The following is a 14,974-nucleotide window of genomic DNA, read 5'->3' on the forward strand; positions in this document are numbered from 1 at the left end:
AACGCGGAAAAGCGCCGGTTGCCTTGGCAACCGGCGCTTTTCGTTCGTGGCTCAGTTCATTCCCGAGACGTTCATTCCCGGGACCGGCTCATTCCTGGCAGGCCGCGGATTCGATCTTCGCGCTCTTGACGATGTTGCACGCGAAGGTGTGATCGACCTTCCATTCGCCGCCTTCGGAGACGAAGGAGATGAACGCGTTGTCGACCGGCGAGCCGCCGATGGTGACCTTGGCGTCGGCCTTCACCTTGCCGTCCTGCGGTTCCTGCACGTTGGTGACCTCGACCTTGACGTCCTGCTTCTTGGCGGCGTCGACCAGGTTGGCGACCAGGTACGGATCCTGCTCGGCGGCCTGGATCCAGCTGATCTTCTCCTTGTTCGGCACAGCGGGATCGAACGCCTTGGTGAGACGGTCGTTGAGCTGCTGCACCGACGGCTTGGCCAGGGCGGGCGAGGACGGTGTGGTCGGCGCGGAGCCGGTCTCCTTCTCACCCTTGTCGCTGCCGCCCTGCAGTTCCCCCGGCTGCGTGTCGGCGTTGGCGCTGGTGCTCGGCGACGCGTCCTTCTTGTCGTCGTTGCCCGAGGCGCAGGCGGTAAGCGTGCACGCGGCGGCGGTCAGCACGACGGCCACGGCGGTGCGGAAAGTGCGATGCTTCACTGTGTTTCCCCTGAATCAGCCGTGGTTGGACGTGCAGTTCCAGTGCACGATGTACGCGTCGGAGTTGTTGTAGGACAAAGCCTTGCTCTGCGCGGACCGGCGCGAGGCGGCGTACGCCCAGCTGTAGTTGCCGGTCCGGTTCGAGTACGCCACGGCCCCACACCCGTTGGCGAACCACACCACGGTCTCGCAGTCGCTCGCCCCGCAGCTGCGGACCGCCCGCGCCTGCGCGGACGAGGAATCCGGGTAATCGTAGGAGTACCCGATCAACCCGGTCGACGTCGACAACGCGATCGCACCGTAGTTGTACGGCTTGGCTTGCGCGGCGGGCGCGCTGATAGCCAGCGCGCAACCTGTCGCCGCGATCACGGCCGCACCAGTAAGAAACTTCTTCACAGGGAATTTGCCCTTCTTCGTTTCAAGAGTCCACGACCCGATGGACCGAGTGACAAGGTACATAGCGAACACTCATTGCGCTACCCAGGAATTCGGGGGTTCGGCGTGTCCCAAATCAGAAATAGGTCCGATTCACCAATGGGTGGGTCTCGGCGGTGGGAAGTGGTCGGTATGTTCAGGAGATGAGCATGGCGCAGCGCGAACGGCAGCAGTTGGTGCAGGCGATGGCGGCCGCCGGACCCGAGGCGCCGACGCTGTGCGGCTCGTGGACGGTGCGCGACCTCGCCGCCCACCTGGTGGTGCGCGAGCGCAGGCTGGACGCGGCGCCGGGCATCCTGCTGAAGCCGTTGGCCGGGTATCTCGAAGGGGTACAGGCGAAAGCGGCCCGCAAACCGTTCCCCGAGCTGCTCGACGAGGTGCGCACCGGGCCGCCGTGGTGGTCGCCGCTGCGTCCGGTGGACGCGATCGCGAACCTGTCCGAGATGTTCGTGCACCACGAGGATGTGCGCCGCGGCGCGCCCGGCTGGGCGCCGCGCGAGCTGCCCGCCGCCGACGAGGCCGCGCTGTGGGCGCTGGTGCGCCGCATGGCCGTCCGGTCCTATCGCAAGGCGCCGGTGCGGGTCGTACTCGCCACGCCGGACGGCGAGCGGGCGACGGCCGGTGCGAAGTCGGGCGGCGAGGTGACGTTGACCGGCAAACCGTCGGAACTGCTGCTGCACGCGTTCGGGCGGGACGAGGTTCGGTTGGCGACGACCGGCGAGCCGGAGGCGGTCCGTGCCGTGCTGGGCTTGGATCGCTCGATCTGATCGGACCGCTCGTCCGACACGCGGAAGCAGGCGCTGAGCGGGGGCTGTGTCCGGCGGTCCGCCATCGCCGCCGACCTGGGCATCCGCACAGTTACGTGCCGTTGTGGCGTGGGGTACCAGTGTTGCGGATGGTCTGGATGGGGCGTTTGCGGCTAGCCTTGACCCATGGCAGGTAAGTCCCGCAGCACCACGACTACTCGGGCGCGGGCGGGATCGGCGCGGGGCAGGACCACCACGGCACGGACCCGTTCGGCGACACCCCGCGGCACGGCGGCGTCGCGCGGGCGCAGGCAACCCGCCCGCCGGCCGGTCCGGCGCGCGTCGAACACGGCGCCGCTGGCGGTGTTCAGCCGGGGGATCAGCAGCGGATGGAACATGCTCGCGCGCGGCCTCGGCGCCACCACCAGGGCGGTCAGCCGGGCGGGCGAGATCGAGCACGGGCACCGTCGCGACGGCGTCGCGCTGGCGCTGATCGCGTTGAGCGCGGTGATCGCCGCCGCGGTCTGGTTGTCCGCAGGCGGCCCGGTCGGGCACTGGGTCGGCGAGGCCATTCGCGCGGTCTCCGGGTCGGCGTCGGCGGGACTGCCGTTCGTGGCGACCGCGATCGCCGTCGTGCTCATGCGCACCGAGCCGCGTCCGGAGATCCGGCCGCGACTGGTGCTCGGCGGGCTGCTGGTCGGCCTGCCGGTGCTCGGACTGTGGCACGTCATCGCCGGTGCCCCGACCGATCCGCACGGACGCGCGCACGCGGCGGGGTTTGTCGGCTTCGTGGTCGGCGGCCCGCTCACCGACGGGCTCACCGCCTGGCTCTCGGTCCCGATCCTGTTGCTGGCCATCGTGTTCGGTGTGCTGCTGCTCACCGGAACCACGGTCCGCGAGGTGCCCGCCAAACTGCGCGAGTACTTCGGCACCGGCAGCGGTGGCGACGAATACGGGGAGTACGACGGCGAATACGACCCCGCGAAGTACGATGCGGACGGTTTCCCGCTGCACTCGACCCGGTCGAAGCGCCGGGGCCGCACACCGGCCGAGAACTATCCCGCCGACGAGTTCGGGGACGGCGACGCGGTGACCGAGGTGCTCGGCGAACCCCCGCTGCGCGACGCGAAGCCGATCGTCACCGAGGAGCCGCCCGCGCCGCCGAAGCCGAAGAAGCAGCGCCCGGCCAAGGTGGTCGAGGTCGAGGATCAGACCCCGCCGCCGCCGAAACAACTGGAGTTCGTCACCGATCGCGAGGTCGAGGGCGATTACACGCTGCCACCGCTCAGTCTGCTGACCGACGGCGATCCGCCCAAGAAGCGCAGTGCCGCCAACGAATCGATGATCGAGGCGATCACCGAGGTGCTGGTGCAGTTCAAGATCGACGCGGCGGTCACCGGCTTCGTGCGCGGCCCGACGGTCACCCGCTACGAGGTCGAACTCGGCCCGGGCGTGAAGGTCGAGAAGATCACCGCGCTGGCTCGCAACATCGCCTACGCCGTTGCCACGGAGAACGTCCGGTTGCTCGCGCCGATCCCCGGCAAGTCCGCGGTCGGCATCGAGGTACCCAACGCCGACCGGGAACTGGTCCGCCTCGCCGACGTGCTCAAGGCGCCCTCGACCCGAAACGACCACCACCCCTTGGTGATCGGCCTCGGCAAGAACATCGAGGGCGACTATCTCGCGGCGAACCTGGCCAAGATGCCGCACCTGCTGGTGGCCGGTTCCACCGGCTCGGGTAAGTCCAGTTTCGTGAACTCGATGCTGGTCTCGCTGCTGCACCGGGCCACGCCGGAGGAGGTCAGGATGATCCTGATCGACCCGAAGATGGTGGAACTCACCCCGTACGAGGGCATTCCGCACCTGATCACGCCCATCATCACCCAGCCGAAGAAGGCCGCCGCGGCGCTGGCCTGGCTGGTGGAGGAGATGGAGCAGCGCTATCAGGACATGCAGGCCAACAAGGTTCGCCATATCGACGACTTCAACAAGAAGGTGAAGTCGGGCGCGATCACCGCCCCGCTCGGCAGCGAACGGGTGTATCGGCCCTACCCGTACATCCTCGCCATCGTCGACGAGCTGGCCGACCTGATGATGACCGCGCCGCGCGACGTCGAGGACGCGATCGTGCGGATCACCCAAAAGGCCCGTGCCGCAGGCATTCACCTGGTGCTGGCCACCCAGCGGCCCTCGGTCGACGTGGTCACCGGCCTGATCAAGACCAACGTGCCGTCCCGATTGGCCTTCGCGACTTCGTCGTTGACGGATTCGCGGGTCATCCTGGACCAGCCGGGCGCGGAGAAGCTGATCGGCATGGGCGACGGCCTGTTCCTGCCGATGGGCGCGAACAAGCCCACCCGCCTGCAGGGCGCGTTCATCAGCGACGAGGAGATCCACGCCGTCGTCGATTTCGCCAAGAACCAGGCCGAACCCGAATACCAGGACGGCGTCACCGCCGCGAAGGCGGGCGAGAAGAAGGATGTCGATCCCGATATCGGCGACGACCTGGAGGTCTTCATCCAGGCGGTGGAACTGGTCGTCACCTCGCAGTTCGGCTCCACCTCGATGTTGCAGCGCAAGCTGCGCGTCGGCTTCGCCAAGGCGGGGCGCCTGATGGACCTGATGGAAACCCGCGGTGTCGTCGGGCCCAGCGAAGGTTCCAAGGCGCGCGACGTGCTGATCAAGCCGGACGAGCTGGACGGCCTGCTGTGGACCATTCGCGGGGGCGGCGACGAGCCGCCGCCGGACGAGGACGCCGGCTGAAATTCGGTTGAGGTTTCCGGCCACGTCGGTACCGTCGAGCAGCATGGTGTCCGACGACGTGGCCGTGGACCCGTCCGCGGATCCTTGGAGCGCGCACGACGCGACCGTGGCCGCCACCGGCTTCTGGGCGATGGCCCGGCAGCTGCCCACGACCTTCGCGCAGGTGCTGCGCGAATGCTGGCAGGTGAGCAGGCTCGATACCGCCGCACTGGTGGTGAGCAGCCTGCTCGCCGAGATCGGCACGGCGGTCGGGCTTTTGGCGACCACCGCGGTGCTCGAACGCTTGCTCGCGGCGGGACCGACGCCCGACCGGGTCCGCGCCGCGGCGCCCGCGCTGCTGCTGATCACCGCGATGCTCCTGCTCCGTGGCGGCCTGCGCGAGCTGGCGATCTGGGTGAAGTCGCGGATCGACCCGCAGCTGCGCCGCAGCCTGCGCACCCGGCTGCTGCGCTTGACGACCGACGTCGAAGTGGTGGCCTTCGACGACGACGTCTTCCAGAACACGCTGCACCGCATCCGAGAGCGCGCCCCGCATGCGGTCTCGGGCTTGGTCGACGGCGTCCTGCGCCTGATCTCCGGGGTGATCGGTGTCGTCATGGTGACAGGCGTGCTGGGTGTGCTGCACCCGATCCTGGTGCCGCTGCTCGTTGCCGCGCTCGTCCCCACCTGGTGGGCGGCCGTCCGCGGGGCCCGGATGGGCTATGAGATGTATGCCGCGACCAGCGGCGCCGAACGCCGGATGGAAACCTTGACCGATCTGATGGCGGATCGGCTCCCCGCCGCCGAGATCCGGGCCTACACCATGCGGCCGTTCCTGCTCGCGGAATTCGACCGGTTGGCCCATTTCGTGCAGGGCAAGGCCTTGCGGCTCGAGCGCGAACAGGCGGGCGTTCGCGCGCTCGGGGCGATCCTCGCCGGGCTTGCGATGGGCGTGGTGTATCTGGCGCTCGGCCTGCTGCTCTTCGCGGCCGTATTGCCGCTGGCCGTGGCGGGCACCGCGGTGGTCGCCCTGCGCACCGCGACGACGGCACTGCGCGAGCTGGTCGAGAGCATGAACTGGAGCTACGAGAACGCGCTGTTCTACCGGGACTACCTCGATTTCTGCGCCGCAGCGCAACGGCGACAGGAACGTCGCGGTGGGACGGCGGTGGGTGCGGACGTGGACCGCATCGTTGCCAGTGACCTCACCTTCACCTACCCGAACGCCGAGCGGCCCGCCTTGCGCGGGCTCAGCATGCATATCGAACCCGGCGAGATCATCGCCATCGTGGGCGAGAACGGTTCCGGCAAAACGACACTCGCCAAGATTCTCGGCGGCCTGTACCAACCCGACTCCGGCACAGTCACTTACGGCGGTGTGCGGCTGCAGGACATCGATCTGCGGCTGCTGCGGGACCGCATCGCGGTGGTGGCGCAGAACTTCACGCACTGGCCCTTCTCGGCTCGGCAGAACATCACCATCGGCCGCCACGATCATCCGGAGTCGGCGGCCGCGTTCGCCGCGGCGGCGCGGGCGGCCGGGGCCGATGCGGTGCTGGCCGGTCTGTCCAGCGGGCCGGACACCTTGCTCGATCCCACCTATCAGGGCGGCGTCGAGCTGTCCGGCGGGCAGTGGCAGCGCATCGCGGTGGCGCGCGGCCTGTACCGGGACGCCCCGCTGCTGATCTGCGACGAACCGACCGCGGCCTTGGACGCGCGCACCGAGCACGCGGTCTTCGAGACGATCCGCACCCATGCCGCGCAGCGCACGGTCGTGCTCATCACGCATCGGCTGGCCAGCGTGCGCTACGCCGATCGAATCTATGTCCTCGAACACGGCCGGGTGGCAGAGCACGGCAACCACGACGAACTCATCGCCCGCGGCGGCCTCTACCATGAGTTCTACTCTTTGCAGGCCCAGGCCTACCAAGCGCCGGAAGCGGTGCAGTAGCGACGGATCGGACGGTGACATGCTGATCGAGAAGCCACGCTGGGCCGGTATCCAGGACGGGTCGGTCACCGTGCTGTTCCGGCGGTGGCGGCACCGGCAGGCCACGGCGGGGAAGATCTACCGCACCGCCGCGGGGCGAATCATGGTGGAACAGGCCGAGATCGTGGCCCCGTCCCGTATCCGGGCCCGGGACGCGCACGCCGCCGGCTACGCGACGATCGCGCAGGTGCTCGCGGATCTGCGTGGTGCGCCGGAAGATCCGATCTACCTGCTGCGTATCCGGCTGGTCGAGGACCCGGACCCGCGGACGGAGCTGGCGAACACCGCCGAGCTGTCCGAAGCGGACATCGTCGCGATCACCACGCGGTTGGCTCGGCTGGACGCGTCCAGCCCGGTCGGCCCGTGGACGCTCGCGACGCTGCGGCTCATCGAGGAGCTGCCCGCCACCCGTGCCCCCGATCTCGCCGCGCGGCTGGGCCGGGAAGCGGATCGGTTCAAAGTGGATGTGCGCAAGCTCAAGGCGCTCGGACTGACGCTGAGTCTCGAAGTCGGTTACCGGATTTCCCCGCGCGGCAGCGCCTACCTGCGCGCTCGCTGATCCGTCGCGGGTACGAAACCGCTTGCTTCCCAGCGTGTTCGGCTAGCCCGGGCGTTCGGTGCTGCGCACGCGCTCGCGCCAGGTGCGGTTCTTCGCGCGGTTGCCGCAATTGGTCATATCGCACCAGCGGCGGGAGCGGTTGCGTGAGGTATCGAAATACGCCCAGCGGCAGTCCCGGGCCGCGCAGGATTTGAGCCGGGTCCAGTCGCCCGCGGCGCGCGCGGTGAAATAGGCCTGCGCGATTTCGGCGATGACGTCGCGGGCCGGGGCCGTGCCGGTAGCGGACAGCTGCGGTCCCCGGTGGTCGTCGCCGAGCGTGACCACCATCGGCACGGACGCCAATATTGTTGCTGCACCGCGTAATACCTCTGCGTCGGGGTCCTGGGCGTTGTTCGTCGCCGCCAGCTCGCGCAGGCCTTCGCGCAGCTCCCGCAAGGCCCGCAGGTCATTCGGCGTGACGGACAGCTCCGCGCCGTCGCGGCCCAGCCAGTCGGCGAGCCAGGTCGGTGCGCGCTCGTCGGTCAGCACGTCGTCTCCGTCGGGGCAGTGCCGCGTGTTGATGAACGCCACCAGCCGTTGCGCCGTTTCGGGCGGACCTTCCCTCGTCATGAGACCAGTGTAACCACTTGACTGGTCACGGTGAGCGGGGCCACAATGACCAGTGTTCCGATTTAGCCGGTCACTTTCCGGATCGCGGAACGACCGTATTACCGAAAGCAGGGAGCATGACATGTCCACCATCACCCGGACCTCGACCGTCGATCGAGTAACCGCACTGCCGCAGCTGGGCGCGGCGATCAGCCGCTACGGCCTCGCGCTGGTCATCCTCTGGATCGGTGCGATGAAGTTCTTTTCCTTTGAGGCACAAGGCATTCAGCCGCTGATCGCGAGTTCGCCGCTGATGTCGTGGCTCTACGATTTCCTGAGCGTCGACGCGCTCTCCGCGGTGATCGGCGTGGTCGAGGTGGTGATCGGACTCCTGATCGTCGCCTGGCGGTTCGCGCCACGCGCGGCCCTGCTCGGCAGCCTGGGCGCCGTGCTCCTGTTCCTGACCACCCTGAGTTTCATGCTCACCAGCCCCGGTGTCTGGCAGCCCGGCTACGGCTTCCCGTTCCTCGGCGCGGGCGGCGGTTTCCTGCTGAAAGACCTCGTGCTGCTCGGCGTCTCGGTGGTCACCGCGGGCGAAGCCCTGACTTCGGTCCGGGCCCGGCGCCGGTGACCGGCGAAGGGGCCGTCGCAACCGGAGTCGCCGACCGCCGATTCATCAGCGGCACAGGTCGATATCGGAATAGGACACTGTCGAGCCGCCGGAATCGAGGGGTTCCGGCGCGACCGGGATGGTGCGGCACAGTTGATCCGCCACCACGGCGGGATCGGTGACCCAGCGTTCGGAGGCCAGGTTGGCGACGCCGAAGAGGCGTTTGTCGTCGGCGCGGTCGAAGCGCACGAACCAGCGCGCGCCGATGTCCGAGGAGATCGAGCGGCCCAGCGCGCGGGGTCGTGCCGGATCGCTGACGTCCCACAGCCGGACGGATTGGTCCGCGCCCGCGGTCGCGAGGCGGCGGCCGGTGTGGTCGAGCGACAGATCCGAGACCGAGGCGGTGTGCACGGCGGCGATCTGCGCCGATTCACTCGGGCGGCTCAGATCCCACGATCGGATGGTGCCGTCGTCGGCGGCGCTGAACAGGTGCCGCGCGTCGTTTGCGAAAGCGAGTGTGGTGACCGGACCTTCGTGTCCGGTCAAGGTGGTGCGCAGCACCGGCCGGTCTCGATCGCGGATATCCCACAGATAGATCGCGGCGTCGCCCGATCCGGTGGCGACCAGCGTGCCGTCCCGGGACACCGCGAGGGAGCGGAACGAGCGGCGGCTCTGCGATGTCGCGGTGCCCAGCGGTCGCGGGGCCGCCGGATCGCCGACCGACCAGAGGCGGATCGAGTAGTCGTCGTCACCGGTGACGAGGATCTTCCCGTCCGGCGTGTACTGGGCACCGGTGAAGTACCGGGTGCGGGTGCGCAACGGTGCGCCGACCGGCATCGGCCGAGCCGGGTCGGCCGAACTCCACAGCTGCACGGCACCGCCGTCGGCATCCGCGACGGCCAAGCCCGCGCCGTCGGCTCTCATATCGACTCGGACGCCGTGGCCGAGGGCGGGCGCGCCCTGCACGTCGGCGGCGGGCACGACCTGATCGGGCCCGACCAGCCACACCTGGAACCGCCCGTCCTCACCCGCGGTGACCAGCCGCGAACCGGCCGCATCGAGTTCCACCGAGGTGAACGGCGCTTCGGTGGTCACCGGAATATCCGCGGGCGGGCGCGTCCACAGGTGGATCCGGCCGTCGCCACCGGCGGAGATGAGACGCACGCTCGCGGTCACCCCGAGACCGGAGATGGCGCCGCGATTACCGCCGATCGGGCGGCCGATCGGCACGAAACCCGTGGCGGTCAGCTGCCACAGCAGGACGGTACCGTCGGCGGCCCCGGAGGCCAGCAGGCCGAGGGGGCCGAACAAGAGTGCGTCGACGGACGCGGTGTGCATGGTCTGCGGGACGCCGAATTCTCGTGGCGCCGTGCGGTCGGCGAGCGACCACATCCGCACGGCACCGTTCGTGGCCCCGACCGCGAGCAGACCGCCCGGCCCGATCGCCAGGGCGTGCACGGCGCTGTTCGCCGGGAGCAAGGGCGCACCGAGCGGACCGAGCCGGGTCGGGTCGGCGATATCCCAGAGTCGTACGGTGCCGTCGTCACTACCGCTCGCGAGCAGCGACCCGCCGGCGTCGGCGGCCAGAGTCCGGATCGCGTCGGTGTGTGCGGGCAGCCGCTCCCGCAGGATCGGCGCGGCGGGATCGGTGACGTCCACCAGCGACAGCTCGCCGTTCTCGCCGGCGACGACGATCGCGCGCCCCTGCGCCGCGAAAACCACGGACAGCGCGGGTGTTCCGAGATCGAGCGTGCCGAGGGCGCGCACCCGGGCCGGATCCCGGACATCCCACAGCCGAACCGCCCGGTCGTAGCCGACGCTGACGAGCAGGCCCCCGTCCGGTCCGAACGCCACCGCGGCGACCGCACGCTCGTGTCCGCCGAGCCCGTCACCGAACGCCACGGCCTGATCGTCGTCGCCGACCGTCCACAGGCGGACCTGGGTGTCGTCGCCGGCGCTGGCGATCAACCGCCGGTCGGCGAAATACGCGAGCCCGTTGATCTTTCCGGCGTGCCGCTGGGCGGACGCGCGGATCACGGGATAGGCCTGGGTGGACAGCAGACGGGCCTGAGTGTCCGGGTTGTCCGGGCGGATGCGATAGGCGGCCAAGGCCATTCGCGCGGATTCGGTCGGATCGAAACTCGCGATGCGCTGCGATTCGTGGATCAGTGCGGCGACCGCGGCATCGGTGCGTTCGTGGGCGACCACGCGATACTGCGAGATCGCCACCGTCGCGGCGAGCAGCGCGACGACCACCAGCAGGACCGCCGCCGTGCGCAAGAATTTGCGCCTGGCCGAGGCTGCCGCGACCTGACGTCGTGATCGCGCGACGAACTCCTGAGCGGTCCGGTTGATCGAACCGCCGTTGCCGGTCACCACATCGACGGTTTCCAGCCGTTCGGCGTCGTACAGCAGCGTGTCCGGGCTGCCCTGGTCGAGCCAGGTCCGCGCGTCGTCCTCGATTCGGTGCCGCGCCGGGCCGAATTCCTTTTCCGCGTCGACCCATTCGGCCATCCGCGGCCACACCCGGGGCACCGCGTCGTGCAGCAGTTCGACCTCGCCGTCGTGCACGAGCACGATGCGGGCATCGACCAGGTGCGCGATCACCCGTTCGGCCAAGCGGGGATCGACGGCTTCCTCGACCACGCGCTGCTGGGGGAGGCGATCGCGGGTCACCGAGCGCGGTCCGATGATGATCAGGGTCAGCAGCACCGCGCGTGCGGCGACCTGCTCCTCGGCGCTCAGCTCGGACCAGGCCCGCTCGGCGGTGGCGGCCACCGAACCCGCCATTTCCCCCGCCTCGCGATACGCCTCGAGCGTGAGCGTGCGCCCGCGGCGGCGCGCCCACGTCGCGTCGAGCACGTGCGAAAGCAGCGGCAGTAGTGCGGCTTTGCCGTCGCCGGACGTCGCGGTGTCCAGATCGTGCAGCACGACGTCGACCAGTGCGGGCTCGACCTTCACCCCGCAGGCGAGCGCGGGACGCACGATCACCTCCCGCAATTCCGCTTCGGTCATCGCGCCGACGATGACCGAAGCGTCCTTCATCGCCGCGGCCAGCAGCGGGTATTGGATGACGTCGGTGAAGAAGTCGGAGCGGATCGCCATGACGGTGGTGACCTTGCGCCGCGCGTCCGGTGCGCTGATCCGGCGGAGTTCGTCGAGGAATGCGCGGCGGGCGTCCTCGGTGCACCGGGTGAACAGCTCCTCGCCCTGGTCGAGGAGCAACAGCACCTCGTCGTCCGGTCCGGTCCCGTCGAGCGCGGCGCGCAGCGCTTCGGCCGGACGCGCGCCCGGGGTGGTCAGGACCGGCGTCCTGGCCCCCGGGTCGGCCTGTAGACCCGCGGCCAGCAGAGACGATTTGCCTGCGCCCGAGACCCCGACCACCAGGACCAGCCTCGGCAGTTCGCCGTCGTCGGCTATCGCGGTGAGCGCGTCCACGACGGATTCACGAACGCTGTCGCGACCGAAATACAGGTCCGCGTCCTCGGGGCGATAGGGCGAGAGGCCGCGATACGGCGGGTGATCGGGTTCCCGAACCACCGGCGCGGCCCGGTTCTGGTCGGCTTTCGCCGCCTGCCAGGCCGCGCGCCAGTGCGCCGGATCGAGCAGGGTGCGGTCCAGATCAGCCGGCTGCGTGCGTTTCTTCGCGTCGCCGATCAGCACGGCGAGGCTCGGCTGCACCGTCTCGAAGGTGGCGGGCAGCCGGGCGCCGCGACGCCAGTCGCTGATTCGCTGGACGGTGACCGGGCTGGTGCCGGGCGCGAGGCGCAGGTTCGCGCGGCGCACCACCGACTTGACCGGTGGCGCACCGGCGAGCTCGAACAGCGCGGTCAATCGTTCGGCGAAGTGCCGGCGCGCACCCGCTGCCTCCACGCACCCTCCTGAATCGTTCGGCGGTACCGCGTCGGACCCTTCCGGCGACCGGACGAGCCCGAACGTAGCAGCCGTTTCGCGTGGCAGCGCGAATTTCGCGCACCTGTCCGGCATGGCTCCCCATTGTCCGCGCACACCCCCGTCCGGCCCGCGCCGATCCGGCGACGGCGGCCCGCGTAGCTCGCTGCCAACCGGAAGCGTTGCCGGAATGTCAACCCGCGCTTGGTAACAACCGGATCAAGTTAATCCGCTCGGGATAACCGGCGAGGGTAGCTGACCTGCGTCTTCTCAAAAATAGCTGAATGTTTGCTTGAGGTCGGTCGTGCTTCGGGACAGGATCGGTTCCGCCGTCCGGCGAAGCGTCGGCCGTACCGAAGGAGTCGTCCGGAATGGACAGGTTCGATCCCCAGTTCAGCGCGGCCGATATCGCGCCGAACGCACTCGTCCGGCTGTGCGCGTACGCCGCCGAGCGGCAAGTCGACGCCGAACCGTGGTTCCTGGGCACGGGGGTGTTGCCGAGCCGGCTGGACGCCCCGGAGACACGCGTGTCCTATCGGCAGGCGATCACGATCATCCGGCGCGCGGTGCGGGCTATGCCGGACGGACCGCACGGGCTCGCGATCGGCGCTCGCAATCCGATCGTGGGTTTCGGCATCCTCGGCTTCGCGATGCGGTCCTGCCGGACCGTCGCCGACGCGGCGCAGCTGGCGCACGACATGCACCGACTGGCCGGCTGCCTGACCGATTTCGAGGTCGAGCGCCGCGGCGCGACGGCCGCCGTGCGCGTCGTGCAGCGCGTGCCCGACCCGGAAGTGCTGCGCTTTCTCACCGAGCAGGCGATGGCGGCGGCGTGCGCGTTCGGCCGGTCGCTGCTGCACCAGGACTTCGAGAGCAGCATGATCCGGTTGGCCTATCCCGAACCCCGGTATGCCGCGGACTACCCCCGGTTCTTCCGCTGCCCGGTCGAATTCGACTGCGCTGTCAGCGAGATCGTGTTCCCGGCGGAGTTGTTCGCGCGCCCCATCCCGACCTACAGCGAAGCCAACCTGGCCTTCGCGATCGACGCGTGCCGGCGCGCGGAAGGCGTCGAGCAGGGGCGGCACGACATCGTCGCCTCGGTCGAATCCATGCTGGGCCGCAACCTGCGCAGCGCGATGTCGATGGCGGAGGTGTCGGCGCGGCTGCTGGTCACCGAGCGCACCCTGCGCAGGCGGCTGCAAGACGCGGGCGAGAAGTTCAGCGATATCCGCGACCGCGTCCGGCAGCGGCGCGCGCGATATCTGATCGAGGAGACCGGGATGACCATCGCGCAGATCGCAACCGAGACGGGCTACAGCGATGCCCGCGAATTCCGCCGGGCGTATGTGCGCTGGAACGGTGAGCCGCCGAGCCGGACGCGCCGATCGGCCGGTGCCGCGTAGTCAGCGCGCGGCGGCGACGGCGGCGTCGATGCCCGCCGGGGTCAGATTGCCGACCTCGAGGGTGCCGATGCGCACGGTCGGGGCGTGAGTCACCTTCTCCGCGAGCGCTTTCCGGGTCTGGGCTGCGACGAACGCGGCGTAGCGCCGGGTCGTGACGCAGTCGCTCAGTGCCGGCGTCGCGGCGATCCCCGCCCGGGTGGCGAGGTCGAGCAATTCCTGGTCGCTCGGGCCCGGCGAATTCTCGGCCGGGATCCGATCCAGCACGGCCCGGCGCCAATCGAGCCATCTGGCTTTGTCGGCCTCCGCGACGCAGACGCTCGCGTTGGCCGCGCGGGTCGAGTAATCGGTGGTGGAACTGCGGTCGCGGATCGCGATCATCCGGTAGTCGACGGCGATCGTGCCGCGGTCGATCAGCGCGGTGAGGCGCGGACCCGAGACCGATTCCACGGTGCGGCACAGCGCGCACTGCGCATCCTCGGTCACGGTGAGCACGACCGGGGCGTTCGGGCTGCCGATCCGGATCGTCCTGTCCGTGGTCAGCATCGCCGGACCGGCGACCGCGGCTGCCGCGGCGGCCGCCGCGCGGTCGCGCGCTCGCACCTGGCCGACCAGCCCGACGACGACGAGCGAGATCAGCAGTAGCAGCAGGGCGGTCGCGGATAGGCGGCCGACCGTGCCGAGTTCCTGCATCCGGCCGGGTCGAAGGAAATCGTGCTTGCGGGATGTGCGCATGAGGGTCTCCGAATTCCGGCGCTACGGCCGTAATGCCTCGAGGTGAATTCGCAAACTAGCAATTGGCAGGCAATTACGCAAAAGGTCCTATGAATTGCGTTTGCCGTCTACGTTTTCCGTATCTATGACGGGGTATTCAATGCCCCTCTAGGGGGTTTGGTCGGACATTGATTCCGGGGGGCAGCGAAGTCTATTGACCTTCCTCTGTCGCCGAATGGACCCTCTCCCTATGAGCAAATCTCTAGTTAATCTATTGTCGGTGGAGCGGACGGTGCCGTCGAGCACCGCGGGTCGCCGTCTCGGCGCTGCTCTCGGCGGGCTGCTGCTCGTCCTCGCCGCCACCACCTTCGGTCTCGGCGCCGCAACGGTGCGCGCCGAACCGCTCCCCGCGGGATGCCGGGCGGATTATTCGACGCCGCGACAGCTGACGGTCGAATGCGACCCCGGCGCCGGGGTCGGCGAACACGCCTACATCCGATGCACCGACACCCTCGGCATCAAGCACACCCATATCGGCACGCCGATCGGCGAACAGGGCGGCCGATCCACCGCCGTGTGCGGGCCGGACGAGGTCGGCAACACCTGATCCGGGTGGGTCGAGCAGGCATTCAGTCAGAGCAGTG

The 14,974-nt window shown here is 69.4% G+C and carries 13 protein-coding genes; 7 read left to right on the top strand and 6 right to left on the bottom strand.

Annotated elements, in window-relative coordinates; all coding sequences use genetic code 11:
- Positions 1 to 88: 88 nt before the first annotated feature.
- Positions 89 to 655 carry a WKL family lipoprotein gene (locus NVU01S_RS17585; protein WP_014986858.1) on the bottom strand — a complete coding sequence of 189 codons (567 nt, stop codon included), beginning with the start codon at positions 653 to 655 and terminating at the stop codon, positions 89 to 91.
- A gap of 15 nt (positions 656 to 670) precedes the next feature.
- On the bottom strand, positions 671 to 1,024 hold the full coding sequence (locus tag NVU01S_RS17590; RefSeq protein ID WP_014986857.1) for a DUF4189 domain-containing protein: 354 nt from the start codon (positions 1,022 to 1,024) through the stop codon (positions 671 to 673).
- Positions 1,025 to 1,233: 209 nt separating this feature from the next.
- Here NVU01S_RS17590 and NVU01S_RS17595 point away from each other — a divergent pair, with 209 nt between their 5' ends.
- A complete protein-coding gene (locus NVU01S_RS17595) occupies positions 1,234 to 1,857 on the top strand; it encodes a TIGR03085 family metal-binding protein (RefSeq protein ID WP_043666953.1) in 624 nt (207 codons plus the stop codon).
- Positions 1,858 to 2,009: 152 nt separating this feature from the next.
- On the opposite strand, the gene NVU01S_RS44885 is transcribed toward NVU01S_RS17595, so the two are convergent.
- On the bottom strand, positions 2,010 to 2,234 hold the full coding sequence (locus NVU01S_RS44885) for a hypothetical protein (RefSeq protein ID WP_244467160.1): 225 nt from the start codon (positions 2,232 to 2,234) through the stop codon (positions 2,010 to 2,012).
- Between NVU01S_RS44885 and NVU01S_RS17600 the strand changes: the two genes are divergently transcribed.
- The 3 genes from NVU01S_RS17600 to NVU01S_RS17610 are packed head-to-tail and all read left to right on the top strand — an operon-like array spanning position 2,233 to position 7,127.
- Positions 2,233 to 4,599 (top strand): DNA translocase FtsK, encoded by a 2,367-nt coding sequence (locus NVU01S_RS17600; RefSeq protein WP_029899164.1) that lies wholly within the window; start codon positions 2,233 to 2,235, stop codon positions 4,597 to 4,599. The genes NVU01S_RS44885 and NVU01S_RS17600 overlap by 2 nt on opposite strands.
- A gap of 43 nt (positions 4,600 to 4,642) precedes the next feature.
- Positions 4,643 to 6,529, top strand: coding sequence for an ABC transporter ATP-binding protein (locus NVU01S_RS17605; RefSeq protein WP_043666948.1), 1,887 nt, complete (start codon positions 4,643 to 4,645; stop codon positions 6,527 to 6,529).
- A gap of 19 nt (positions 6,530 to 6,548) precedes the next feature.
- On the top strand, positions 6,549 to 7,127 hold the full coding sequence (locus NVU01S_RS17610; RefSeq protein ID WP_043666945.1) for a hypothetical protein: 579 nt from the start codon (positions 6,549 to 6,551) through the stop codon (positions 7,125 to 7,127).
- A gap of 42 nt (positions 7,128 to 7,169) precedes the next feature.
- Here the strand turns inward: NVU01S_RS17610 and NVU01S_RS44600 are convergent, their stop codons facing one another.
- Positions 7,170 to 7,736 carry a CGNR zinc finger domain-containing protein gene (locus NVU01S_RS44600; RefSeq protein ID WP_043666941.1) on the bottom strand — a complete coding sequence of 189 codons (567 nt, stop codon included), beginning with the start codon at positions 7,734 to 7,736 and terminating at the stop codon, positions 7,170 to 7,172.
- A 121-nt stretch (positions 7,737 to 7,857) separates the two neighbouring features.
- Here NVU01S_RS44600 and NVU01S_RS17620 point away from each other — a divergent pair, with 121 nt between their 5' ends.
- Positions 7,858 to 8,346, top strand: coding sequence for a YkgB family protein (locus tag NVU01S_RS17620; RefSeq protein WP_043666939.1), 489 nt, complete (start codon positions 7,858 to 7,860; stop codon positions 8,344 to 8,346).
- Between the two features lie 45 nt (positions 8,347 to 8,391).
- Here NVU01S_RS17620 and NVU01S_RS17625 read toward each other — a convergent pair whose 3' ends face one another.
- Positions 8,392 to 12,198 (bottom strand): nSTAND1 domain-containing NTPase, encoded by a 3,807-nt coding sequence (locus NVU01S_RS17625; protein WP_043666937.1) that lies wholly within the window; start codon positions 12,196 to 12,198, stop codon positions 8,392 to 8,394.
- A gap of 389 nt (positions 12,199 to 12,587) precedes the next feature.
- On the opposite strand from NVU01S_RS17625, the gene NVU01S_RS17630 reads away from it, so the two are divergent.
- On the top strand, positions 12,588 to 13,619 hold the full coding sequence (locus NVU01S_RS17630; RefSeq protein WP_052280359.1) for an AraC family transcriptional regulator: 1,032 nt from the start codon (positions 12,588 to 12,590) through the stop codon (positions 13,617 to 13,619).
- On the opposite strand, the gene NVU01S_RS17635 is transcribed toward NVU01S_RS17630, so the two are convergent.
- Complete coding sequence (locus NVU01S_RS17635) at positions 13,620 to 14,351, bottom strand: DsbA family protein (RefSeq protein WP_082031930.1); 732 nt, start codon at positions 14,349 to 14,351, stop codon at positions 13,620 to 13,622. It abuts the gene before it with no gap.
- A gap of 259 nt (positions 14,352 to 14,610) precedes the next feature.
- On the opposite strand from NVU01S_RS17635, the gene NVU01S_RS17640 reads away from it, so the two are divergent.
- Positions 14,611 to 14,937, top strand: a complete 327-nt coding sequence (locus NVU01S_RS17640; RefSeq protein ID WP_244467159.1) for a hypothetical protein — start codon at positions 14,611 to 14,613, stop codon at positions 14,935 to 14,937.
- Positions 14,938 to 14,974: the final 37 nt, after the last annotated feature.

The organism is Nocardia vulneris (assembly GCF_001613425.1).
GTDB classification, from domain to species: domain Bacteria; phylum Actinomycetota; class Actinomycetes; order Mycobacteriales; family Mycobacteriaceae; genus Nocardia; species Nocardia vulneris.